The 24,723-nt window shown below is 53.5% G+C and carries 15 protein-coding genes and 4 tRNA genes; 5 read left to right on the forward strand and 14 right to left on the reverse strand.

Features of this window, described 5'->3' with window-relative positions:
• The 7 genes from tuf to VK738_19090 form a co-directional block, all read right to left on the reverse strand.
• Positions 1-1,094 (reverse strand): elongation factor Tu (gene tuf / locus VK738_19060; GenBank protein HTD24764.1); only part of this gene is annotated, 1,094 nt, incomplete at its 3' end.
• A gap of 101 nt (positions 1,095-1,195) precedes the next feature.
• Positions 1,196-1,510, reverse strand: coding sequence for a hypothetical protein (locus tag VK738_19065; protein ID HTD24765.1), 315 nt, complete (start codon positions 1,508-1,510; stop codon positions 1,196-1,198).
• A gap of 40 nt (positions 1,511-1,550) precedes the next feature.
• Positions 1,551-1,625: transfer RNA gene (locus VK738_19070), tRNA-Gly, on the reverse strand.
• A 117-nt stretch (positions 1,626-1,742) separates the two neighbouring features.
• Positions 1,743-1,818 (reverse strand) — tRNA-Thr (locus VK738_19075).
• Positions 1,819-1,824: 6 nt separating this feature from the next.
• Positions 1,825-1,995 (reverse strand): hypothetical protein, encoded by a 171-nt coding sequence (locus tag VK738_19080; protein HTD24766.1) that lies wholly within the window; start codon positions 1,993-1,995, stop codon positions 1,825-1,827.
• 161 nt (positions 1,996-2,156) lie between these two features.
• Positions 2,157-2,244 (reverse strand) — tRNA-Tyr (locus VK738_19085).
• 208 nt (positions 2,245-2,452) lie between these two features.
• A tRNA-Thr gene (locus VK738_19090) sits at positions 2,453-2,528 on the reverse strand.
• 213 nt (positions 2,529-2,741) lie between these two features.
• Here VK738_19090 and VK738_19095 point away from each other — a divergent pair.
• Entirely contained in the window at positions 2,742-3,788 is a 1,047-nt protein-coding gene (locus VK738_19095; GenBank protein ID HTD24767.1) for a hypothetical protein, read from the forward strand.
• Positions 3,789-3,812: 24 nt separating this feature from the next.
• On the opposite strand, the gene VK738_19100 is transcribed toward VK738_19095, so the two are convergent.
• Complete coding sequence (locus VK738_19100; GenBank protein HTD24768.1) at positions 3,813-4,724, reverse strand: M23 family metallopeptidase; 912 nt, start codon at positions 4,722-4,724, stop codon at positions 3,813-3,815.
• Positions 4,725-5,094: 370 nt separating this feature from the next.
• Between VK738_19100 and thiL the strand changes: the two genes are divergently transcribed.
• The 4 genes from thiL (at position 5,095) to ftsH (ending at position 10,569) form a co-directional block, all read left to right on the forward strand.
• Positions 5,095-6,135 (forward strand): thiamine-phosphate kinase, encoded by a 1,041-nt coding sequence (thiL, locus tag VK738_19105; GenBank protein ID HTD24769.1) that lies wholly within the window; start codon positions 5,095-5,097, stop codon positions 6,133-6,135.
• A gap of 155 nt (positions 6,136-6,290) precedes the next feature.
• Positions 6,291-7,772, forward strand: coding sequence for a tRNA lysidine(34) synthetase TilS (gene tilS / locus VK738_19110; GenBank protein HTD24770.1), 1,482 nt, complete (start codon positions 6,291-6,293; stop codon positions 7,770-7,772).
• 102 nt (positions 7,773-7,874) lie between these two features.
• Positions 7,875-8,441, forward strand: coding sequence for a phosphoribosyltransferase family protein (locus tag VK738_19115; GenBank protein ID HTD24771.1), 567 nt, complete (start codon positions 7,875-7,877; stop codon positions 8,439-8,441).
• A 220-nt stretch (positions 8,442-8,661) separates the two neighbouring features.
• Positions 8,662-10,569, forward strand: a complete 1,908-nt coding sequence (ftsH, locus tag VK738_19120) for an ATP-dependent zinc metalloprotease FtsH (protein HTD24772.1) — start codon at positions 8,662-8,664, stop codon at positions 10,567-10,569.
• A 65-nt stretch (positions 10,570-10,634) separates the two neighbouring features.
• On the opposite strand, the gene VK738_19125 is transcribed toward ftsH, so the two are convergent.
• The 6 genes from VK738_19125 to VK738_19150 all read right to left on the reverse strand — a co-directional run bounded on the left by VK738_19125 (position 10,635) and on the right by VK738_19150 (position 24,317).
• A complete protein-coding gene (locus tag VK738_19125; protein ID HTD24773.1) occupies positions 10,635-11,102 on the reverse strand; it encodes a hypothetical protein in 468 nt (155 codons plus the stop codon).
• A 64-nt stretch (positions 11,103-11,166) separates the two neighbouring features.
• Positions 11,167-11,784 (reverse strand): zinc-ribbon domain-containing protein, encoded by a 618-nt coding sequence (locus VK738_19130; GenBank protein HTD24774.1) that lies wholly within the window; start codon positions 11,782-11,784, stop codon positions 11,167-11,169.
• Positions 11,785-11,890: 106 nt separating this feature from the next.
• Positions 11,891-12,490 carry a hypothetical protein gene (locus tag VK738_19135; protein ID HTD24775.1) on the reverse strand — a complete coding sequence of 200 codons (600 nt, stop codon included), beginning with the start codon at positions 12,488-12,490 and terminating at the stop codon, positions 11,891-11,893.
• Positions 12,491-13,675: 1,185 nt separating this feature from the next.
• The gene (locus VK738_19140) at positions 13,676-18,829 is read right to left on the reverse strand and encodes an RHS repeat-associated core domain-containing protein (GenBank protein ID HTD24776.1); all 5,154 of its coding nucleotides are present in this window, start codon (positions 18,827-18,829) and stop codon (positions 13,676-13,678) included.
• Positions 18,830-19,761: 932 nt separating this feature from the next.
• A complete protein-coding gene (locus tag VK738_19145; protein HTD24777.1) occupies positions 19,762-21,288 on the reverse strand; it encodes a substrate-binding domain-containing protein in 1,527 nt (508 codons plus the stop codon).
• A gap of 29 nt (positions 21,289-21,317) precedes the next feature.
• Positions 21,318-24,317 (reverse strand): tubulin-like doman-containing protein, encoded by a 3,000-nt coding sequence (locus VK738_19150; protein HTD24778.1) that lies wholly within the window; start codon positions 24,315-24,317, stop codon positions 21,318-21,320.
• Positions 24,318-24,723: the final 406 nt, after the last annotated feature.

Here is a 24,723-nt window from a genome sequence, read left to right on the forward strand (position 1 = left end):
ATCAGCTCAATCGTCAGCGCCACGTTGTCCCCCGGCATCACCATCTCCGTGCCGCCCGGCAACTCCGCCACGCCCGTCACGTCCGTCGTACGGAAGTAGAACTGCGGACGGTAGCCCTTAAAGAACGGCGTATGTCTGCCGCCTTCTTCCTTGGTCAGAACGTAAACTTCGGCCTTGAACTTCGTGTGTGGCGTGATCGAGCCCGGCTTGCACAGCACCATCCCGCGCTCTACATCTTCCTTGGCCGTTCCGCGCAGCAGCAACCCGGCATTGTCCCCCGCCAGGCCTTCATCCAACTGCTTCTTGAACATCTCCACGCCCGTGACCACCGTCTTCTGCGTGTCCCGGAAGCCTACGATCTCGACTTCCTCGCCGACCTTGATCTTGCCACGCTCAATACGGCCGGTAACAACGGTTCCGCGCCCCTGGATTGAGAAGATATCTTCTATCGGCATCAGGAACGGCTTATCCACATCGCGCGCCGGCAACGGCACGTTCTTGTCTACCGCTTCCATCAGCTCATCAATGGATTTCTCCCACTTCGCTTCCCCGTTCAGCGCTCCCAGCGCCGATCCGCGAACGATAGGCAGAGTGTCTCCCGGGAACTGGTACTTGCTCAGCAGCTCCCTGACCTCCATCTCCACCAGGTCCACCAGTTCGGCATCTTCTACCGCGTCCACCTTGTTCAGGAACACCACGATATACGGTACGCCGACTTGTCTTGCCAGCAACACGTGCTCCTTGGTCTGCGGCATCGGTCCATCGGTCGCCGCCACCACCAGGATCGCCCCATCCATCTGCGCCGCTCCCGTGATCATGTTCTTGATGTAATCCGCGTGCCCCGGGCAATCCACGTGCGCGTAGTGCCGGTTGGCCGTCTCATACTCCACGTGCGCCGTCGCGATCGTGATGCCGCGCTCCCGCTCTTCCGGCGCGTTATCAATCGAATCGAACGAACGGAACTGGATCTTGGGGTTGTGCTTGGACAACACCTTCGTGATTGCCGCCGTCAACGTCGTCTTGCCGTGATCAATGTGCCCGATCGTCCCTACGTTCACGTGCGGCTTGCTGCGGTCAAATTTTTCCTTCGCCATGTTCTCTCTCTTTGCTCCTGGCTCTTTGCTCTTACTTGCTTTAAATCTTTCGCGGAATTGATCCGCGCTTTCCGCGTTCATCCGCGGCAAAAAATTCTCTTTCAGTAATACGAGTACAACTTCTTAAACTTGCTGCGAATCGCGGGTTCCACCTGCTCCAGCTTGGTCAGATAATGTTCGCGCAACTGCGCCTGATCGGCCGTGCCCAGCGAGCTAAAAAGCTGCTCAGCCAGCGCTTGTGGCAAAAGCCCCTTTTGCAGCACACCGGCAAAATCGCGAATGCGGAGGTTGCTCTTTTCCATGCTGCGCAAAAACTTGTCGACCGCCTGGGGAGCAAAAACCGCGTCAATCGCCGCCTTCAACTCGCCAAAGACCTGCTGGTTATCAACTGCAATGCCTGCCTGCGTATATGTCATCGCTCGCTACTTAACTTCTAATCCTGACTTCGGCTAATCCTGGAGCGGGAGACGGGAATCGAACCCGCGACCAACAGCTTGGAAGGCTGTGACTCTACCACTGAGTTACTCCCGCCAACTCCCGATTGTGTAATTGGGTAATTTAGTAATTGGGCAAATTGCACAACCACTCCGACTCACAGCTTTTCACTTACTCAATTACAAAATTACCCACTTACCCAATTTGCATCTCTGGAGCTGATGACCGGGATTGAACCGGTGACCTCTCCCTTACCAAGGGAGTGCTCTACCAACTGAGCTACATCAGCAAATCTTTATTTGTCCTCAGCTTCGGCGCGCCTGCGAAACTCGTGGGTCACAGTTCGAATTGCGAACAGTCCCAGAATCGCAAGAGTAACCAACCGAATTCGCTGATCGCTCAACGTAAACCAGGCAAGAATTGCTATTCCAACATAAATCGTCAGCGCAATTCCTAGCTTGGTCACACAACCTCAAAGTAAAAAATCCTGGTGCACAGGGGAGGATTCGAACCTCCGTAGGGCTTTGCTCTAAGGGCTCCGCAACGCTTCGCTGCTGCGCCCTCGCGCTCTGCTCACGCCATCCAGCGCTCGCTCCGCGCTCACCCTTTTTACTGCTACTCAAATCCTGGTGCACAGGGGAGGATTCGAACCTCCGTAGCTCCAAGGAGCGGCAGATTTACAGTCTGCTGCCATTAACCACTCGGCCACCTGTGCGCAGGGCCGGTCGTTAACTCTAATCACCCGGCTCTTAAAACCATCTCTAAGGACTCAGCAACACTTTTCTGCTGCGCCCTTTTTACAGGCATAGCTCCGCGTTTGCGAACCAAGCAGCTATAGACAAACCACGTTCCGGAAATTTTCCTCGAGTGGAGTGTTGCTGTTGCAGACCTGCACCGCGTCCCGTCTGCTGGCGGATCAAAACTGGAGCTGGCGAAGGGATTTGAACCCCCGACCCTCTGATTACAAATCAGATGCTCTACCAGCTGAGCTACGCCAGCCTGATTCCTTCCGGGAACTGCCCTGAATGGAAACACAACGTCCCAAAGAGTTCTTCACACCAGGGACAAAGTTTAAAGGTTAGCACAGCGGCTATGATCCAGCAAGCCGCAGTGTTATTCAACAGTAACCATGCCGGCAAAACAGAATGCTATGATGCCGACTGAATAAATTTTAACGGAAACCAGCATATTCCGCCACTCTTGGATGCACGAATGCGACTAAAAAAACGCTATTTTGCCCTCGCGCTGGCCCTGGTTGCGGCAATCGCCTCGGGAATTTACCTCTGGATGTGGATGCACGCCGCGCCGGAGTGCGTCCGTTTGCTGCCCGACTCTGATGCCGTGGTGTACGTGAACCTGGCGCCGCTGCGCGTGGCCAATGTTTTCACCAGCCTGAAAAAAGTCGCCCATGACCAGGACTACGAAAATTTTATCGAGCAAACCGGTTTTGACTTTGAACGCGATCTGGATGAAGTCGGCATTGCAGTCCATCTTCCTTCGCCTCCGGATGCAAATGCTCCGGCGGGAGCTGCACAGGAAACCAGATTTTCAGAAGTCTTTAAAGCGAACTTTGACCGCAACCGCGCAAGCATTTTTTTTCATAAAATCTCCCGCAGCACAGAGATCTATCGCGGGAAAGAAATCTATACCATTCCCGTGGAAAACCGGCTGGTACGTGTGGCAATCTTGAGCGCGAACCAGGTTGCGGTTTCCAATGTGGAGAGTCCCCAAATCATCCATCAAATGATTGACCGCGCGCCCGAGTCGGGCCTGCCGTTCATCGAGCCTGCGCTGGTACGCGAGCACTACAAAGATGTCACCTTCGGCAGTTTGGCGTGGGCCATCGGGAAATATTCTTCTTCCAGCAACAGCCAAAATCTTAGCCTACCAGGTGGGTTCGACCTGCCCCTTCCTGCCCAGACGACTTGGGTTGTCTCTCTCCGCTTTGCCGGCTCCATTGAACTGAAAGCGCAGGCCCTCACCTCCAACGAAGAAGATGCGCGCAAAGTTGCCGACACGCTGGGTACACTTTTGAGCCTCTTCCGCTCATTGCAGACAAATATTGGGACGCAAGGACCAGATGCGGACGTAAAAAGCTTTTTTGACAGCTTGCAGGTCACACAGGAAGAAAACCGCGCAACCTTTACGGCAACGGTTCCCATTGGATTTATCAGGAAACTTGCACGCGATGCGCCTCAAGCGATGACAAATCAACCGGAAGCAACCCCGTCACCACAGGAAAAGAAGAAGAAGTTTTAAAGAAAATAAAATTAAGAAAATAAGTTACGAGCCGGCGGCGAGTACAACTGCCTGCGCCAGGGTCGTGCGCAGGTATTTGTAAGGATTGACGGGAGTGTTGTTGATGCGGACTTCGTAGTGCAGGTGCGGGCCGGTGCTGCGCCCGGTCAGGCCAACGTAACCAATTACGTCTCCACGTTGCACATGCTGGCCTGCGATAACAGCAAAGGCGGAAAGATGTCCGTAACGTGTGCTGATGCCGTGGTGATGGTCAATCTGGATCAAACGGCCGTAACCGCCTACTTCTTCAGCCATGGTAACAACACCGTCTGCGGGCGCGATGACCGGGTGGCCGTAACTGCTGGAAATATCTATTCCACTGTGGAATGCACCCTCGCCATTGAAGGGATCAATTCGTTCACCGAACGATCCGGTCACCATTCCTTCGACCGGCCACAAATTCGGGGCCTCAGCCATTCGCATCCAGTCGGCTGTGGTTGCATTCTTCACCAGAGGAGAGCTGAGTGCAATGGATGTAACTCCCGTCAACGCAGAAGTGCGCAGAGCATAAAGCTGATCCAGAGAACTGTTGACCTGCTGGTGATTCAAAGAACCGGAAATGGCATTATCCAGAATGGGATCTGACTTAAGGCCGTACAAGGAAGAAACTTCGCTTGCCAGCGACCCTAGCGATGCCACCTGCGTATCTTTTTCCTGCGCTACCTGCTCCAACTGGTTATAGCGGTTGGCAATAATTTCCTTTTCCGTCCGTAGCTGATTGAAGCGCGCCACCTTGGTCAGCATGCGGGTATAGGAGCCGGCGATGCCCGTAATGGTAAACATCCCAATCAGGGCGCCGGCAAGAAATACATATAAGTAATGAATAGGAATGGGAATTTTGCGGATCTGCCCTTCGGCATCGCGGCAAACAAAAAAGATGTAGTAGCGCTTCCGCAAAATATAAATCCCTCCGCCCACTCTGGGGCGAGTGCTGTTTAATACCTACTGCGGTTGACCCACTGTTGGGTTACCGATTCAATGCTCCCTGGTTTTGAGCATTGAGGAAACTATCGGTGACGGTCTGTAAACCATCCAGGGGTCGTTGCGACAGAACCTATTATGGAAAACGGCCCCCTAAAGCTAACAAAGCGGTGGGGCCGTGTCAATTCATTCCATTAACAAGATAGTTACATCAGTCGCATTGACACCTTTGGTGAGGTGGCCCATAGGGAGGTGGCCTTTGGTAACAAAATATCGTTTCTCGCAGCCTGCTCTGAGTTGGTTCTGAGATGAATATCGTGCTGTTAAGTCTTGTATATTGAATCAAATGCCATTATCGGAGCTATTGCTGATTGAAAAAATCCGGGCTTTAGCGCGCCAGACTTCGGGCAGGCATCGGGGGGCAAAAGACGCTCTGGGGGCTATCCGCATCGGCATAGGAGACGATTGCGCTGTATTGGCTGGATCGAAAACCCACGACCTGCTGGTCACCACTGATCTGTGCATTCAAGATGTACACTTCCGGCTTGACTGGCATCCCGCCGAGTCGGTGGGCCATCGCTGCCTGACACGAGGGCTGAGTGATATTGCCGCCATGGGCGGAGAGCCAACCGCGGCATTTCTCTCGTTGAGTATGCCGGCTCGTCTCCCTCAGAAATGGGTGGATGGATTTTTTAAGGGCTTTCAGCGATTGGCAACGCGATTTGGTGTCGCGTTAGCAGGAGGGGATATCGCCACCAGTCCCCAGGGCATTTCTGCAGATATCGTTGTGCTGGGCCGAGTGCCAAAAGGTAAAGCTATCTTACGTTCCGGAGCGCGTCCGGGCGATTTGATCTATGTAACCGGAACTTTGGGCCGTTCGACGGAGGCGCTTGCTGGATTCAAGCTCGGGCAGCGACGCTCGCCATCCGTCACTTCCACTCATTACCTTCCTCAACCCCGCCTCAAAGCAGGCCAATGGCTGCAACATCAAGACGCGGCAACTGCAATGATTGATATCAGTGACGGGCTTTCGACTGATATGGCGCATATTTGCACTGAGAGCCGAGTGTCCGCATTATTGCTTCGCGAAGCCATTCCGTTCGATCGCTCTCGCAAACGCAGTTTTGGAGAACGCCTCGAAGAAGATACGCGCAGGTATGTTTTTGCCCTGCATGGCGGGGATGACTACGAACTGCTCTTCACCGCGCCCCGCAGAAAAAAACTCCCGCACACGCTCGGGGGAACGCGAATCACCAACATCGGTGAGATCACGGCGCCCAAAAAAGGCGCCGCTCCGATCACCATTGTTCATGGAGATGGCCGGGTTGAGCCCCTGGATGTGCGCGGATGGGAACATTTTCCTTCGTCCGCGATGGGAGATAAATAGCCTGATGGATAATCTCGATCTCTTGATGCGTCGTGTTCGTAGTTGGTTTACCGATGACTTTGAGCAAATATGGGCACGGTCGGATAATGAAGTGGTGCAGTAATCGGCCAGTCTTATGTTCCCGATACCCATTTCTTTTTCTTTAAGGGTCTCGAATGATTGAAACTGTTGTCAAATTCATTCGCCAGCACTGCCTCCTTAAACCCGGTGAGCGTGCAGGCGTAGCGGTTTCCGGCGGCGCCGATTCGGTGGCATTGCTGCGTATCCTGCTCGAATTGCGCAGTGAACTGGGAATCGTACTCGTGGTTGTGCACTTCAATCATAAAATTCGTGGTGTGGAATCGGATGATGATGAGCGATTTGTGCGCGAGCTGGCAGAGAAATTCGGGTTGAGTTTTTTGAGTGGCGAGGACGATGTGCCGGCATACTCTCGCGAACACGGATTGGGCATGGAAGCGGCTGCTCGCAAACTGCGTTATAAGTACTTCGGCACGTTGTTTCAACCGGAGGAAGGCGGTAGCGTGCCAATGCTCGACAAGATTGCCACAGCTCATACCCAGAACGACCAGGCGGAAACCGTACTCATGCGCCTGCTCCGCGGAGCCGGTACGCGAGGGCTGAGCGGGATTCATACCAGCCTTGCAGATATGGACCCTGAGGATACTCACCACCAACTGAATTTAGGCGCTCCTCGCATCATTCGTCCTCTCCTTGCGATCACTCGCGGTGAGATTCTTGATTACCTGCGTTCTATCAACCAATCCTGGCGTGAAGATTCCAGCAATCGTCTGCTCGAACACACACGCAATCGCGTGCGGCATGAATTAATTCCCGCGTTGGAGCGGGAATTCAATCCGGCAATCACGCGAGTGCTGGCGGAACATGCGGAAATCGCGCAAGCAGAAGAAGAATATTGGAATTCACAAGTGGAGCAGGTTTTGCCCGCAGTTTACGCTGCCGACCGCAATGTCTTGAAGGTTGACTCTTTATTGAAATTACCTTTGGCCCTCCAGCGCCGCGTGATTCGTATTGTGGCGGAGCGCAATGGACTCACTCTGGATTTTGAACATATCGAGGCCGTGCGGCGGCTGGCTCACGGCAAAGCCGGCCTTAGGCCGAGACAAGTAGCGCTTCCTGGAGGAGCGGCCGATCTGGCCGTACGTGATGGGATTTTGGAACTTATGTTGCGGTTGGGTAGTCTAAGTAAAGTAGCGGCGAAGGACTATGAATACCGCCTTCCGGTACCGGGATCGGTTGCCGTGCCGGAGATCGGAAGGTATATCCGTGCACGGCTGGTAACGGTGCAAGAAGAGGGGAAAACACCGTTCCAGAGTTATAATCAGGCCCAGCTACTCAATCCAATGACCCTTAGCGCCGGGCTGACTGTAAGAAACTGGCGTCCCGGAGACCGGTTTTGGCCAGCCCATACCAAGTCTCCAAAGAAAGTGAAGGAGTTGCTGCAGAAGATGGCGGAAACGGAACGCAGATCCTGGCCGGTGGTAATCAGCGGTAACCAGATTGTGTGGATGCGGGGATTTCCATCCCCTGCCTGCTTCAGTCTTCCAGCCAATGCGCCAGCTTCCACGCGCGGCCTCTTAATCGAAGAGGTCGGAGACAGAAAATCTGTGAGCGAGTAAGTGAATTTTTGATGAGTGTTTGTCCCGAGCGAGCGGGTCGGGTTCCCAAAGCACCCGGGTTCGCAGAGCGCACCGGGTTTGTAGATAAACGAGGGTTATGGTTTGAGTAAGACAGTTGCCACTGAAGAACGTGTTCTGCTGAGTCCAGAGCAGATCCAAAAGCGCATTCGCGAGTTGGCCCGGCAGATTTCAGATGACTACCGGGGCAGGACCTGCTGTGTTGTCGGAGTACTGGAAAATGGCTTTATGTTCATGTCTGATCTGGTGCGAAACTTGGAAGTGCCCGTGATCTGCCAGTTCATTAAGCCTCATATGCATGAACTTTCGGCGGGCGGCATTTCTCGAAAAGAAATCAATTACAGCCCCTCGGTGGATGTAAAGAACCAGCACGTGCTGCTGGTTGAAGGATTAGTGCAAAGCGGCATCACCAGCGATTACCTGATGCACCATTTCAAGGCTCAGGGGGCGTCTTCGGTAAAACTGGCGGCCTTTCTGGATAAATCCTCGTCTCGTAGGGTTTCCCTGCGGCCCGACTATTACGGATTTGTTCTTGATGAATCGTTCGTGGCCGGCTATGGCCTCGGATCTCCCCATCTAAACCGCAATTTGCCCTATGTAAGGATTGAAAACAGCCGTTTTTCAAACCCCCCGGACGAGACTGTTCGCTGAAATCCGGGTTAGGGTAAATATCCCACGGGTTAGAAAGCTAATCCTTTAGTTACGTTAGTTATATCCATCTCTGGTTAAAAAGGGTTTAGAATCGTAGGAAGTGGTTTTTTGCGTCGGTCGAAAATGGTTACAACGCATCTAATCACCAAGCGTCATAACAGTTATGAGGCTGTCTCAAGGTCCCAGTAAGGCTGTGACCTGCAGAAGTTAGGAGTACGTGGTGAATTCAACCGTAAAAACGATTGTGGTATGGGCGGTCATCCTGTCGTCCATCATTGTGCTGTACCAGGTAATCAAATCAAATGGTCCCAACAAGGAAAAGGAACTCAACTTTTCTGACTTCATGAGCGAAGTGGACCAGGGAACTATTACAAAACTAACCATTTCTCTGGAAAATTATGAGGCTAAGGGTACGCTTCGCGACGGTAGCACCTTTCGTACCGCGGTTCCTCCCAATTATCCGCACATGATTGACGTTCTGACCGAGAAGAAAGTCCCGTTCATATATCAACCTATAAGCTCGGGCAATTGGCAGACTGCTTTGATGTTCTTCGGGCCGGTGCTGCTGCTGGGAGCGTTCTGGTTCTTCATGATCCGCCAGATGCAGACCGGGGGCAACAAGGCCCTCAGCTTTGGCAAGAGCCGCGCCCGGCTGCTGAGTATGCAGCAAAAGAAGGTCACGTTTAAAGACGTTGCTGGCGTGGACGAAGCCAAAGAAGAGCTGCGTGAAATTATCGAATTCCTGCGCGAAGCGCAAAAATTCCAGAAGCTGGGCGGACGCATTCCTAAAGGCGTGCTGCTGGTCGGCCCTCCAGGAACCGGCAAAACGCTGCTGGCCCGCGCCGTGGCCGGCGAGGCCAATGTGCCTTTCTTCTCGATCTCCGGTTCAGACTTCGTGGAAATGTTTGTAGGCGTGGGCGCAAGCCGCGTCCGCGACCTGTTTGAGCAGGGCAAAAAGAATGCGCCTTGCATCATCTTCATTGATGAAATTGACGCCGTGGGCCGCCACCGTGGCGCTGGCCTCGGCGGTGGACATGACGAGCGCGAGCAAACCTTGAACCAGTTGCTGGTCGAGATGGATGGCTTCGAGTCGAACGAAGGCGTCATCCTGGTGGCTGCCACCAACCGCCCTGATGTGCTTGATCCGGCGCTGCTGCGCCCCGGCCGCTTTGACCGGCGCGTAGTGGTAAGCCGTCCGGACGTGCGTGGACGCGAAGAGATTCTGCGCGTTCACACTCGCAAGATTCCTCTCTCCGACAATGTGGAATTGAACATATTGGCCCGCGGCACACCTGGATTCTCAGGCGCTGATCTGGCCAATATGGTGAATGAAGCGGCACTGCTGGCGGCACGCAATAACCGCAAGACCGTCACCATGTTCGACTTCGAGCTGGCCAAAGACAAAGTTCTCATGGGCGCGGAGCGCAAATCGCTGCTTCTTACGGATGAAGAGAAAAAGGTCACGGCCTATCATGAAGCAGGCCATGCCCTGGTTGCCTCCAAGCTGCCGTATGCCGATCCTTTGCACAAGGTCACGATTATTCCGCGCGGCATGGCGTTGGGTGTAACCATGCAGTTGCCTGAGACCGATAAGCATAACTACACCAAGGAATACCTGGACACCGAAATTGCTATCCTCATGGGTGGCCGCCTGGCGGAGGAGATCTTCCTCAACCAGATGAGCACGGGCGCCAGCAATGACATTGAGCGTGCCACCGAGATGGCGCGCAAGATGGTCTGCGAGTGGGGCATGAGCGATCTGGGTCCGCTGACCTTCGGCAAGAAGGAAGAGCAGATCTTCCTGGGCCGCGAAATCGCCCAGCACCGCGACTTCAGCGAAGAAACCGCCATGAAGATTGACGTTGAGGTCCGTAAGATCGTGGATGCCGCATATCAGCGGGCCAAGAACGTGCTGGAAACCGACCGTGAGGCCCTCATCCGCGTGGCCAAGGCGCTGCTAGAGCGTGAAGTGCTCGATGCCAACGAGTTGAAGCTGGTGATCGAAGGCAAAGACTTGCCTAAGCCACCAACTCCTAACGACAACGACGGCGCCCCTCAGCATGTGCTGAAGCCGGAACTCAAACCGGAACGCGCTCCGGGTATGGCTCCAGGACAGCAGCCGGCGTAATCGTTACAACTAAAATGTTCAACAAGGGCGGCCTCAGTGCCGCCCTTATTTTTTTAGGTCGTTATCTAACTTCCGAGCGGCGGACTGCTGGCTAAAGCCGGTTGGTCGCTTTCCATATGTATGACTCCATCCTCTGAGCTGAAGAAATGCCAGCAGCCCGTGCAGCTGGGTTGGATAGGATCGGCATTGATGGTGAATGAATCCAGTTTGCCTTCGTGTTTCTTGTGGAAGGCCCGGTAGGTAAACACGTATCCATTTCTGCGGTGGTCCGCCCATGTTCCGTTTGTGAGCCACTCATAATTCTGCTTAGACGACGTGGTTCCCTTTAGTTGCGACATCTGTTCAAGGCTGTCGGGATAATAGCCATATTCGGTCTGATACGTCGTCGCAGCGTTAACGATAGTACGGACGCCGACAATTGCCGAATCTGTATTGCCGAGCTGTATGAACCGCGGCACAACAAAGGCAATCGCAACAACCAAACAGATAGTCGCGACGGCAACTATTGTAAAGATCGTCTTGTTCAGCTTCATGTTCCCTTGGATGCACTAGTCCGATTCATTGTGAACGAATTTCTGTATCTAGACTAACTGGCAGCTATTGCAATGGGGGGCTCTCGGCTGAGGCCTGGTGGTCGATTTCCATCCTCACAACTCCATCCTCTGAGCTGAAATAATACTTCATGCCTGTACGGCCGGGTTGAATGGGGTCGGCGTTGATCGTGAACGCATCATATTTGCCGTCGTGGTGCGAGTCAGAGGCCTGGTAAGAAAACACATATCCGTTTTTGGCACGGCTGGCCAGCGTTGCATCAATGAAGCCGGCGTGGTTCTCATCGGGTGCAGCATTACCCGGAGGCTGGGAAAGCTGATCGAGCGTCTGCGGATAATGACCGTATTCAGCCTGATATTGTATGGCTGCGGTAACGATCGTACGCACACAGGCAATTGCCGAAGACTGGTTAGCAGAAATTCGGGCCCTCATCAAGTTGGGAATGGCAATGGCAGCAACAATAAGAATCAAAGGGATTGCAAGCACAAGAATCGCGACCACCACCACGGCAATGACGATGGTCTTATCACTCGATTTGGCCTTTGCCGCTGGCGGGTAATAGGGCGCGGCGGCCGTGGGTAAGACGCTGGTATCGGCTCCGCACTTCATGCAGAACTTCTGGCCGTCGGCCGCGGACTCTCCGCATTGCGGGCAAAATCTCATGGTCTCACTCCTGTTGACTGCAAACCAGCATTCATTATGAACCCACTTTGCAAAATTTAGTGCTGCTCCCCAGCTTCGTTTTCGGGTTTCTTTTTCTGCAGGATCTTTACTGCTGCTTATCCTGGCTGTCTTCCGATCCCAGAGGAGGACTTCCTGCCCCCGCAACTCTCTTGGAAACGCGGATGATTCCCGTTTGATCTAAGTAAAAATGACGCTCTCCCTGGAAATTAGAGACCGGATCCACATACAGCACAAAGGCCGTGGCATGGCCGGCGACATCCAGCGCGCGGGCATCGTAGGAAAAGCGATACCCGGATTGCTCGGGCAAGGTCTGGGACGAATCTACCAGCGCCGCGCCAAATTCATTGGGCTCTCCGCTGGCACGCGGGCCCAGGAGCGCGAGGTCGGTGGGATATCCGTGCTGGTATGTGTCGTGGTACACGGTCAAAGCATGGTTCAGTTTCTGCAGACTCTGGACCGCGGCCGCCTCGTTGGCGCTTATCTGTTTGCTAATGATGGTGGGAACAGCTACGGCTGCAACAATCGCCAGGACAGGAATGGCAACAACCACCAGGATTGCACCCACGACCAGCCAAATCGTCTTGGAGCTGGTTTTGGCAGGAGTGGGAGGAGGGAACAACGGCGCCGGAAAGTTGCTGCTGGGGCCAACAGCGGGAATTGCACTTACATCCGTGCCACATACCATGCAGAACCTTTGATGATCCTGCGCTGTCTGGCCGCATTGTGGACAAAACCGCACCCTCTTGTCCTCGCAAAGAAGGTTTTAGCACATTTTCGAATCGTTAGCTCTTAAGCTTTTGCCTTTAGCTCTTAGCTTTCAAAAACAAAACCGCCGCAGATGCACGCAGACTAACACTGCTTCGGGAAAATTACTCAAAAAGCCTCTGCGTAACTCCGCGATCTCTGCGGTTTCACTTGTTTGTTTTGGGAAGAAAAATCAAGAGGAGACGAGAATCAAAAAGCTGAGAGCCAAAAGCTACTAAGAGCTTCTTTCCAAAATAAAAGAATCCCGAGGGGGCGGTTCACCAATTCTCCTCTGCCAGCAGCTCGCGTTAGACCCTCGCTGACCTGCTCTCGCAGATTGTGCGGCTTTCACCGCGGCAAACTGCGCGCGATCATGCTCGGGCTCCGGGCTAACCACCAACCGGGAAAATCCGGTTAACTTCCTCGGGACTCTATACTGCCTTCAACAAGATTTCCGTTCTCCTCACCCAGCAGATTGCTATAGACCCTCACCGACCCTCCGCCTTTTTCTGACTACGCCTTGCGGCGCAGCCCCCACCAAGCTTGCGGGCTTGATGGTTTTCTGCTCCCGAGCGCCGCTACGCTGTGGAAGCATTTGGCGGTGATCTAAGCTTGAGCCCCGGACGCACTACCAACTGGGAAAACTTAGAAAAATGTCAAAGAACGATTATGTTTTTACGCCTCTCAGTTTTTATGTCAATGAAATTATCGAGCTTTTATCGCCTTTGTTTTCACTAAGCTGCAGCTCGTCCACAGGCCGGTGCCGCAGATTTTGTGCAGGTGATTTTTTATTTTCTCCAAACGGCACAAATTGACGCGAATTTTGCAGCGTATTTTATTTACGCAATCGAATAACTGCTTTGCCTGCGTGGAAAAATCGTTGTGCAAAAACTGTGCTAAGACAATGTTAATGCGGGTTACCCGACAAAAGAGCAATCGAAGATTTAATATTCGAGATGCCCCTGTTGTTGGAATTGCGTGATTTCTCGCTCACAAATTACGTCAAACGATCACCAGAAAACCAACCTGCTTCTATGGGAAATATCTTCAGCGCTGTGGAAATGCCCACCCCCGGGTAAAATCCGGGGCGGGCATTTTGAATGCTATGCAGTCCTGTACATACTCATCATTTTCCACCCTTGACCACATTGATGTATTGTTGCTTGTTTTTCAACAGACTCTTGAGTTCGTCTTGAACCTGGGTTTGAAACTGGCTATCCGCTGATGCGCGTTCGGCAATGGCAGAAAGCATGTCCAGTTTCTTCAGATTTGTCTCTATGTCATTCTTCTTATTCAACTTTTCTAAGTTATCAAGCTCCTTGTCATTCATCTCTATGCGGATCGCTTTCGCGGCCTCAGCAGAAAGTGCGAGCCCATATTGCTTAGCGGCCTTCACCAACGCTTTGTCAATCTGATCACTGACGTCGACGCCAAGTACTTTTTTGGTCACGCCATCACCGATGGGCGTGCACGCACCAAATTCACATCCTTGGCTGTTTGGCAACAATCCGCCAAGCAGGCTTTGGGGCTGAAGGTGTATAAAGCCGGGAAGCCCCAGGTTCTCGCTCAACGGTGGACGCGGACGGGGGTTGACTGTGCCATGGAAGACAGGATGAGGATGTCCTCCGCCAAACAAGAAGTGGATCAGCTGTCCAATCCCGAGAATCAGATCGATGATGCAAATTTCCGGATTACCCGTGGCCACGCCGATTGCGCAGGGACCGCCTCCGTCCAAGCCGGAGGGATCTCTGAAGTTGGCTGGGTTGCCGTTGACATAACCGTAGCGATTGAAGCTTTGCGGATTGCTCGGATCCCCTTCCAGCAGATCCGCGCTCATAAAGCGTCCCAGACGCGGGTTGTAATAACGAAGATTGGCATAATCGAGACCGGACTCGAAATCGTGTTGGTAGCCGGTGAAGTGGATGGCGCTGTAATCAGGCCCGGAGCAGGACAAGCCATCGCCGTAGATCTGGCTGGAGCAAACCTCGACCACCGAACCGGTCCAATCGGTCGTCACCCGGTCCGTCTGCTCCCAGTCGTTATAGGAAAAATATGCGGCCGAATTTCCAGGAGCGTTGTTGTAGGAACCAATATGGGAACCGTCAAAGTAGTTCTCCGCCTGGGTCCATGTCCCCGAAGGTCCGACGGTTGCAACCACATTGTTCGCAAGATCGTAGACGAACTCAGAGACGCCCCCTGGAAGTATCTTGTGGACTCGTCTTCCGTCGACATCGTAGGTATAGGTTGCGGTCGAGCCGCCGTCTATGGCAATGATCCTGTTTTCGGCGTCATAGGTGAAAGTATGAAATCCATCGTTCGTAACGTTACCCAGAACGTCGTAGGTCACTCCACTGCCATGATTGTTGGCATCAAAGGACTGCTGTACGCTGAGTGCGCCATTCTGATGCCAGCGATTGGCGTAAGCGTCAAAGTCCCAGGTATATCCGGTACCGCTGTTAAGGCGCTTGAGGTCATCGTAACCAAAACTCAGGTTCCCCATCACGGAATCATTGCTTGAGGTGATGAGGTTATCGAGTCTGAGAGCATTGTTAAATGAATATATCGTGTTAACTGGGTGACTATCGGTGCCACCACTTAGACTGCCACTGTTGGGACTGAGGGTATAAGGCGCAGGAAACATGCTGCCGTAAACGGAACTGTAGGTGAAGCTGAAAGCAATTCCATTGCCTACTGTTCCTAAATGCTTAGCCGTAAGAGTAATTTGCCCATTGGAAGCGCTGGCGCTAACGTCGGGCGAGCTAAAATTATTCACCAGCGACTGTGCCATCTGTTGTGCAGTAAATCCGCAGATGTAAGTGATCTGCGGTGTGGAAGCTGAACCTACACTCATGCTGACGTAGCCGATGTCGCAGTTTCCGCTGCTGTCGCTATAGGGCTGTCCACTCAGTGTGATCGTGGCCTGGGCTGGCGCAACTCCAACCGGCGGAGCCCCTATGGTCTCTCGTTTCGAGCTCACCGAACCTCGTGGAGAGTATCCAATGGCCTCCACGACTCCGTTGCCATACGAAGCCTGTGTGCGACCGAACGGTCCGTAGTGGATACCCGAGATCAAAGTGCCGGGATGAGTAGAATCTGCCAAATTGCTCGTCATTCCGATGGTGCGTCCGCCGGTCGTTCCTCCTGAGTGGTAAAGGTAAGAATACGTGACGCCGGCCGCGCCATTCGTAAAGCTGGTGCGCGAAGAAGCCAGATTATATTGATAGCCCATGGTGGTGTAGCTGCCTGTCGCAAAAAGCCGGGGAGTAGATTGGTAGTCATAAAGCACATTTCCCATGGCATCGTAGTAAAAACCAGAACCATTGCCCCTGGGGCCCCGGGCAATTTTCGAAGTAAGCCTGCCGATTCCCATCGAACCAGAATGTCCAGCCATCGTGGTTTCATCGTAGTAATAGTTCACGGGCGGAGTCACGCCATCGTCGTAGCCCGTGCTGAGTAACCGGCCCAACGGGTCATAAGTGTAGGTCGTTGTCAGCAATTGTGTGGGATCACTTTGGTTGGGTTTAGGTCTCTTTCGAGTCTGTAGATTGTCGTTATCGTCATAGCTGTAGGACACAACAGAGGACTGACCATCCATTTCAGGAATCGCATCAGCCACCAGGCGCCCCAGGCTGTCATAGGCCTTGGTCCGGACCGTGCGATTCCCCTGGTTGACCTGAAGCAAATCATCGAGAACATCGTATTGATAGATAGTCAAATAACCCGTGGCGGCATAATCCTGCCCGCACGCTGCCGTCGAACTGCTGCCAATATAGCTGGTGGAACTGACCTCACAAACGGAGGCAGTCCGCCCAAAGGCATCATATTGCTTTACCTTGGTTACGATGCCGCGTTCGTCATAGAACACCTGCGCTGCGTTATCAAAACCAAAACCGATGAAACTTTGGTCTGAGTGGGTAATTGTGTCAAGTCTTCCGAATGTATCGTAGGTATAGGAATCTCCATTCCCTGAGCAAACTTTCGGGGTTGCACCGTTCGTCTGGTATGGATAGGAATTGAATTGCAACTGGCCGCGCGTATCATAGCACTGGTCCTGCACATTGAAAGTGCCTTCCTCGTTGGTAACACCTTTGCGGTCAGGACGGCCCAGGGTATCGAAGTGTATGTACGTCACCTTGGTTGTTCCTGACCCGTCGATCTGTTCGGTCCTGGTGTTGTAGGTTGGATCAGGGTAAGCGAAAGTAGTGTTACCCCCGCCCGGAGGGTTCGTGAGAGAGGTAAGACGTCCGAGGTTGTCATATCCGTAGCCGGTGGTCTGTGAGTTTTCATCGGTTGTGCTGGCGATCAGGCCACTGCTGAGGTCATAGCTGGTTTTGACAATATGCTGGGTTGTCGTCGGCGGGTTTGTGGATGCTGTATTCGGGGACTGGACTTGCGTCAAATATGCGTAGCCGTAAGCGCTGGAATACGCAAACGTGGTTTGCGCACCCAATGGATCTGTCTGGCTGACTGCATTCCCAAGCTGGTCATAAGCTGAATGGCTTGAAATCCACCGGTCACTCCCTCCGTTGGTTCCTTGCAGCCAGCGTTGTACGGTAGTCACGTTGCCGCGAACTAGATCGGTATAAGGGAAGTTCTGGTCATCATGCTGGGGAACTCCGTCAATATGAACAAGCCCAGGCTGAGGTTCGTCATAGCTGATTTGGATTTGTGACCCGGGCTTTCCGGAGCTGTCTTTGATGACGACGCCGGAAAGCCGGTCAAGCATATTCTTCTGGATATATGCAGTATCGGTTTTATAGGAATAGTCCGTTTCCCGGTAAGGAACCGCCGGTGGAGCGCCGGTTGGATAATAGTCCCATTCCTTGACCGATGTTAGATTGCCATAGGCAGGGTTGTCGTAAGTGTATTCAGTCTTACTGCTCTTCCCATTGGGCAGGGTGAGCGTATTGCGGAAAGCTTTTATATATTGCGCTCCAGCGCAGTTCATGCCACAGGGATTGCTGAAATCATAGTCCGTCGTTGCTGTAGCCGACAAAGATCGACCCGGGCTCCCGGGAGCGTTTGACCCGGTGTAATAATCCACTTGAGAGTTCCATGCTCCGTTGTTGAGAACAAAAGTGTAGACAATATCGTCTGCAAGTCTTGTCGCCGTCGCTGGACGGGTAACCGTCACTTTTTCCTGGCACCCGGTGCCGTTGGCGGCGCATTGCGAGATCACCGAAGGCGTGAATTGCCACGTTCCGCCATCGACAGCCATAGATGTAATCCAACGATTTTGGTTTTGATAGGAATCCAGGAAATTGGAATAACCGTAGTTGATCTGCCCTCCGTTGGGAAGCGTAATGCTGGTTAATTCGCCATAGGCCCCTGCATCGTAATTGAAGGTATAGGATCCTCCATCCGGAAGTTGAATGCTCTGAATGACGGTTATGTTATCTCGAAACTCCGCGACGGCAGATTGTTGAAAGTGTGTCTGTACGAGAATCGTGCCTGTCGTGACGGTGTAGCGCGCGCGATTCCCCTGCCAGGTAAGCACATCATAGTAAGTCTGGTTCCCATTTTGCGTGACATTGACCGGTGACCGCTGCAACGTATCCGTCAACAAGCCGCCATTGGTTCCTGCCGACAAATAGTTACCGTTCGAATCAGTAGGGCGCGGATAAACCTGGCTGCCATCTCTTGCATAGATGGTTATGTTGTTGTAGTTGGTTACAAATGCGTGCAGGCTGGAGCTGTCTGCCGCCATGGCATCAGCGTTCGGTTTGTCCTGGGGGCCAACGCCATTGGGACATCCTCCGCTGGGTGCCTGGAACGTTTGCAGGCCGTTGAACCAGTGCGACGTACCGTCCGGATCGGTATAGACCCAGGAACTATAGGAAGTTGCGCCCGGATTGTTATTGACTCCATTGCAATATATTCCTGACGTTATGTTCGTGACCTTTCCGCTCAAAGGAGTTACCACTCGCCATCCTCCTTGTGAGTTGGGTATGTTGTCCGGCCTGAAACTATAGGCGACTTGGGGGTTGGCGATATTCACGATGTGCCAGATCCGGCTGTCGTATACCAGTTTCACATCGGCGGAAATGTTGCCGCGCTGCGGCAGTGAGCTCAAAGGAATTTCCAAATGCAAATTGCCGTTGCCCACATTGATAAAGCCGTTCTCGACCGGAATCTCCGTGGCAAATGACGGATGCCCCGTAGCATAAATGTAGTCCTGCCCGTAGGATCTGGATGTCATCCAGAGCAATAAAGTGCAGCAAGAGAAAAATAATACTTTCCCTCGCAATGACCCCTGCAGTTTGCGCCATGTAATCTTCATGATCTTCTCCCTACAATTCTGGTTCTTGGTGATGGAAAGAACGGCTTGTTTCACAGAGAGGAATCCCCTCCGCTTGCCTGTGACCCTTTTAAACAGGCAGAGCACAGCAGGATTCCCCTCTCTATTCATCAAGTGCTGGTTTTAAGAAAAGTATTGGAAATTTTTTTTAGCTAAGGTAAGAAATGGCGGTTGATTGGGAGTAAGTCTTTATTTTTCAGTTGTTTGCCAAAACAGTTTCCCCGTTCTCAGTAAAAGACAAGTCTAACCACAAAGGCACAAAGGAAAACTGGCAAACTGAATACTGCTTGATACCACCCTGGTATCAAATGATTGATTTCTTGGAAACTGCGGGCCATCATTGTGCCAGACGTGTGTCTACGTTAAGCATTCAAGTATGCCCAGGCTTAGGCCGGGTAAGCTTTTGGTGAGCGCTTGTCCCGCGCGAACTAAAAGCGAGGGCGTAGCGGTTTTACCGCGGAGCCCTTAGAAAGAAAGTTCTTTGACAATTCGTTGTCGGTGAATCGAAGCGTGAGCTTTCGGCGTCCTTGGGGGCCTGGAGCTGTTTCTTAGACTGCCGGGTCCATTACTCCATTCTTAGTCGTAAGAAATTGATTGCTAAGGATTTAGAGTGGCGTCCACTACTCTAAGTAATGGGGGGGTGAGGACCTACGGAACAAGGGATTTAAGAGCAGTACTCGGACTTTCTTATGTACTCTCACCCCATCCGGGCAGACTAGCAGCAAGTCCCCTCCCCTGGATCGCTCTTCGCCAATAATAACGCGGGGCAGACGCGATTCAGGGCACTCCAAACACTTGCTAGCAAGTGGGTTGGCGGCCCCACACAATCTTCTAAAAATCTGCGTTGATCTGCGGCGAAGGTCCTTATGCTTTTCTCAGTTCGAGACCCCGTCCCCTGGGCATTCCGCAAATTTTCATTTTTTCAACCAGATTTCGACGCGGCGGTTCTTGTCGCGTCCGTCTTCGGAGTCGTTGGATGCTACGGGAAGTTCAGAACAAAAGGCCGCGGTGGTTGACGGCCGCACTCCCCGCAAAATGAACTGCTCTTTCACAGATTCGGCGCGCTTCTTGGAGAGATCACAATTCACGCGCGCGCTTCCTTTATTGTCGGCAAATCCGAGAAGGAAGATGTTGTCGCCGGAATAATGCAGATCGGTCAAAAAGGTGACGACGCGGTCGAGATCATCTACCGCTTTGTTGTCCAGGTCGGATTTCCCGGCACGGAAGCGAAAATTCAACGACAACCTCTGCGCGCCCTCGATAAGCCGGCGGTATTCAGTCGGCGCACCAGTCGGAACGGGACCGGCAACCGGCTGCACGTTTTGGCCGACGAAGCCGATCTTCTCGACGATGTTTTGTCCCTCGCTGGATAAAGCGAAATTTATGAACTTGAGAGTCAGATCGTTGGGCGGGCTGGCAGGGGTATAAAAGAATAGGCGGCGTGAGAGCGGATAATCTTCCGTCGCAACCGTCATGCGATTCGGCATGAGCGAGCGGCTGCCACTGTCAGAGACGGCAATGGCCTTGGCCGATTGAACGTAGGGCAACCCGATGAAGCCAATAGCACTGGGATCTTTGGCAACGGAATCGGAAAGTTCGCGGCTATCTTCCACTCTGTGAGCGGAGGCGACCAGAGGTTTGCTGCCCAGCACAAGAGTTTTGAAGGTGTCATAGGTCCCCGACTTATCATTGCGCGCGAACACGTTGACGGGCGCACTGGGGCCGCCGACTTGCGACCAATTGTTAATTTCCCCGGTAAACAACTGCGCAACCTGACTTTTACTGAGCGACTCTACGGGGTTGGTTTTGCTTACGATCACGGCGATGCCGTCGAGTCCTAAGACGTGCTCGGACGCGGGTGAGGTCATGTCCCCAAAGCTTGCGAGCTGGCCGGCTTCGGCGGGCTTGATCTTGCGCGAGGCCATGCCGACATCACAGGCGTTCTTCTGCAGATCTTCAAATGCAGTTGCCGAACCGTGAGCGTGAATCTCAATCACCCGGGGAGCGGAGTCGCCCGGCATGATGCCCTGGACGCGCACCTCGTCCTCTTTGTCACCGGGAACGGTTTTTACTTCGGTTGCCCCCTGCTGCCTGAGAAACCCTTCAGCCAGGGCCGGCGCCAAAGCAGCGCCGATGGTGTTCGAGCCGCTTAGCTTGAGAATCGCTCCGGTAGAGGAAGCAGCAGCGTTACCATGAAGCCGGGCAGAAATCTGTGGCCAGAAAAAGTAGATTGCTCCTCCTGCGAGCACGATCACCAGCAAGGCAACCACGGCCTGGACGGGAGACTTCCTCTGCGACTGCGGAGCTTTCCAGATCGGGCCCAGGGCCCGATTGCATTCCGGACAGGCGAATGCTTTGCCTTCTGCTATGGTGATGAGTTCACGGCTGTCGGCTTTATTGCACATGCCGAAATTGGTGCACTTTCCGGTACGGGTTGGCATAGTCGTTTCTCTATCTTTAAATTGTTTATTTATTGTCTGGTTCCCAGGAGGACTACAGCAGCTTCTCCCGCGTTATAAAACATGCGATAGACCTTATCCGACGGATTCTTGCGCCTGGCCTTGATCTCTTCCACCTGCGACTGCACCGAGGCGCTCAAAGCCTCTCTCTTCTGCACGTGCAGATACTCTTTTTTCAGCAGCGGCTGAATGGTCGCCACCAGCGCGTCGAAGGTGAGCTTGTTGGATTCACTGATGGCCTCGTTGATATCACGTCCCAGAGAGACCGGAGGATTGTCTGCTCCTGCCTCGCCCTGATTGACCAGGTAGAGATTTTTGAGGCCGGTCGAGGGGTCCTCCAGGGTCTGCACCACGTGCATGGCTTTGCCGATCATCAGGTAGGCCAGGAACTTTCTGGGTTCAACGTCCTCCACGTAGAGGTTCGGCAGGGCCGGGCCTTCGCTTTCCAGGTGCAGCTCCATTCTGGCCTGCTCGGAGTTGCTGGCCCTGATGCGCTGCTCATATTTCTCGCGCAGGAATTCGGCTTGCTGGATGAAGCGAACCGGGAACAGATTGGTGATGTTCACCAGGGTGATTTCCCGGGCTTTGGCGTTGCTGATCACCTCGACCTTGGCTCCGGCCGCCGCCTTCTCAAATTCACTGCGCAGCGCCCCGAGAAATCCCGCAGCGTGGGCAGCCTCGGGGAGGATGATGGAAAGGCAGGAGACGAATCCCTCGCCCGGAAACGTGCCGGGGCCCTGGCGCGTGATCTCGGCCTGACTGAAGCGCAGATAAGGCCTAGCGCGGGAAACAACATCGGCGAGATACGCCCGCAGCGCCTGGGGATCTTCCTGATACTGGTGCTGCAGTCGCTCTAAGACGCTCAACTGCAAAATCCGCGCATCAGGAGAGGTGGCGGCAACATAGTTGTTGTGCGCCGCGACCACGTTTTTCAGGCTGGTGATTTCCAGAATGTCCGCAAACTTTTCTTTGGGAACGCGAAGATTGAAGCTGGCGAAGCCGTGATTCGCTCCCAGCAGCCGGGCCAGTGCGGCGCGCACGGTGGTGCTGTGCTTCTGCTGCTCGGCGCGGTCACGGACCACGGCTTTGACAAAGTTTTTGACCGCCTCGGGTTGATAGAAGCGGATGACCGGTTTCTGCACGCCGGCCTGGCCGGCATCGGAGCAGCGCTCGGCGACGCGTGCGGTGAAGTCTTTGATGACCTCAACCATCATGGCCGCGCAGTGATCAGCCTCTGAGGCCAGCATGGCCACCTCGCTGATGAGCGCCGGCAACAGCTTCACGGCAAATCCCAGGCCTTCGATGCGCGTGCGATAGATATACAACTGCTGCAGGGATTCGATCTGCGCATTCAGCAGGGTCTCGCGTTTCCCCTTGCCGGCAATCACGCCCAGGCGAGACCACTCGGCGGCATGGGAGGCGACGCGGGCTGCGGCCTCCTCTTCCATTTGCCGGTGTTTGGCGAGCTTGCCTTCCATCTGCTGCTCGCGCTCTTCGAGCGAGGCCAGAAGCGCTGCCAGAATGCGTGAGATATCATGCATAGACCGCAGGCCCGCGATCCATTCCTGGAAAAGCTCTTTTTCAATGCGTACGCAGAGTTCGCGGACGTAGCCGCCGATCTTCTCGCGCGGGGTCTCGTAAAAACTTTGCACGCCGACGTCGCGATAGTTCTGGGAAAAGGCGGCCTCGCAAAGCTTCGACAACTCCTCCAGCCAGACGCGCTCGTTTCTGTCGAACGACTCGTGGACGTGCGACATCAGGTTGGGCACCAGGTTGAGCCAGAAGGCGTTGATGGGCTTCCAGCGCTTGTTCTTGACCTCATCGGGCAAAATACCTTCGGAGAGGACCAGGTGCTCGTCTGACAGACACCAGCGCTGCAGTGTTTCCTTCAGGCGAACGAACTCGGTGAAATTCCGGGTGCCGGGACCTTCGGAATATCCGCGGGATTCGATCCAGTGATTGAATTGCAGTTGCAGGGCTGCCTGACGTGCGAAGGTGTAGGTCAGATACTCCTGGATCTCTTCTTCCGGATAGATAATCTGCTTGATGCCAAAGGTGAAGAACTGGCGGGAGCGCTCGGCATTGCGGGTGAAGGGAGATTCTTCGGCGCGGCTATCCATGTTCTCGAAGGTCTCCTGCTGTCGCAGAGAATCCCAGACCATGTCTTTTACGGCGACGATCTTCTGATATAGAAATGCAGAAACCAGCTCAGGAATTTCCTTGTCCACATCAAGTTTGTTCTGGTCTTCGTTCTCGTCGGAAAACAGGTAACAGCAGTTGAATGGGTCCTGCTGCACGAGCCGGTCTTTCCTCTCGCCTGACAAGTCGTGCGGCTTGAAAGCGCCGACACTGAGCGCGTTCAGCTCCATCAGTGCTGCATAACCGTTGGCGTGGTAGTTGGCACCGGCACGGCTTGCGCCCGGATTTCGTTCCGGCAGCAAAGCATAAACCAGGATGCGGTAATGCTTGTCGGGATACAGCGCCCGGATCTGGGAAACAGCATCCACAACGCATCCGCTGCCGATGCCGCCCGCCAGACCACAGCAGACGTGAAACGTCACCGGGGCCGGACTGCCAGCTTCCATTTCCTTGACCAGTGTCTCCACTTGCCAGCGGAACCAGGTCACGCCACCAGCAAACAACAGCCTTCCCAGACGCCGCTTCTGACCGCCAGTGATACCTCCGGCAGCAGCGGAGTTGAATACACTGCGAAACATTTCGCGGTCGCCGATCCAGGGGCTGATCCCCGGATAAACCTCAGGATTTTCCAATACCGAAGTCAGGTCCTCGCCTGAGATCTTGCTGAGCTGTACGTTATGGTCCACGACCTTCCATGGGCTGGTGGGATCTTCAGGAACCATACTCTCGTCGCTGGAGTCTACGTAGAGATAGCGGACATTCACCCCCACAGGGCCTTCACTGCGGAAGTTCTGACAGACCGTCTTGCGTAAATAGCGCAAGACCTTTCCGCCGGTTCCACCGAGTCCTATGACGAGGTGATTATTGATCATGGTAATGGCCGCCCATCATAAATAATCTTAATAACGATAGAAATGGAATGAGACGCTGACTCAGAAAATTCATCGTCTCTTAACAAATCCGCCATGCACAGAAACGAGTGCAACTGTGAGGGTCACAAATTATGAGTTGCGAGGATTGCGAGCATTATATCCAAAGGATGCACAGATAAAAATACAGTTTGTTGCATGGCCGGTTACTGATTTGCCTGGTGATTTCCAATCTCGGGAAAATCCCAAAATGGTTCGGCCAAAGACCCCGGCAGTTCCATGGCTTGGAGTTTCTGCGCCTAAAAGCCATGGCCATGATTCCGCTCAATTACCGTTGACATCGCAAAGATTCCAAAACGCTATTCATTCTGTTTGCTACGCTGAGATGAGACAATAAATTCAAGCTGAA

It is taken from the genome of Terriglobales bacterium, assembly GCA_035487355.1.
Classification (GTDB): Bacteria; Acidobacteriota; Terriglobia; order Terriglobales; family Acidobacteriaceae; genus QIAW01.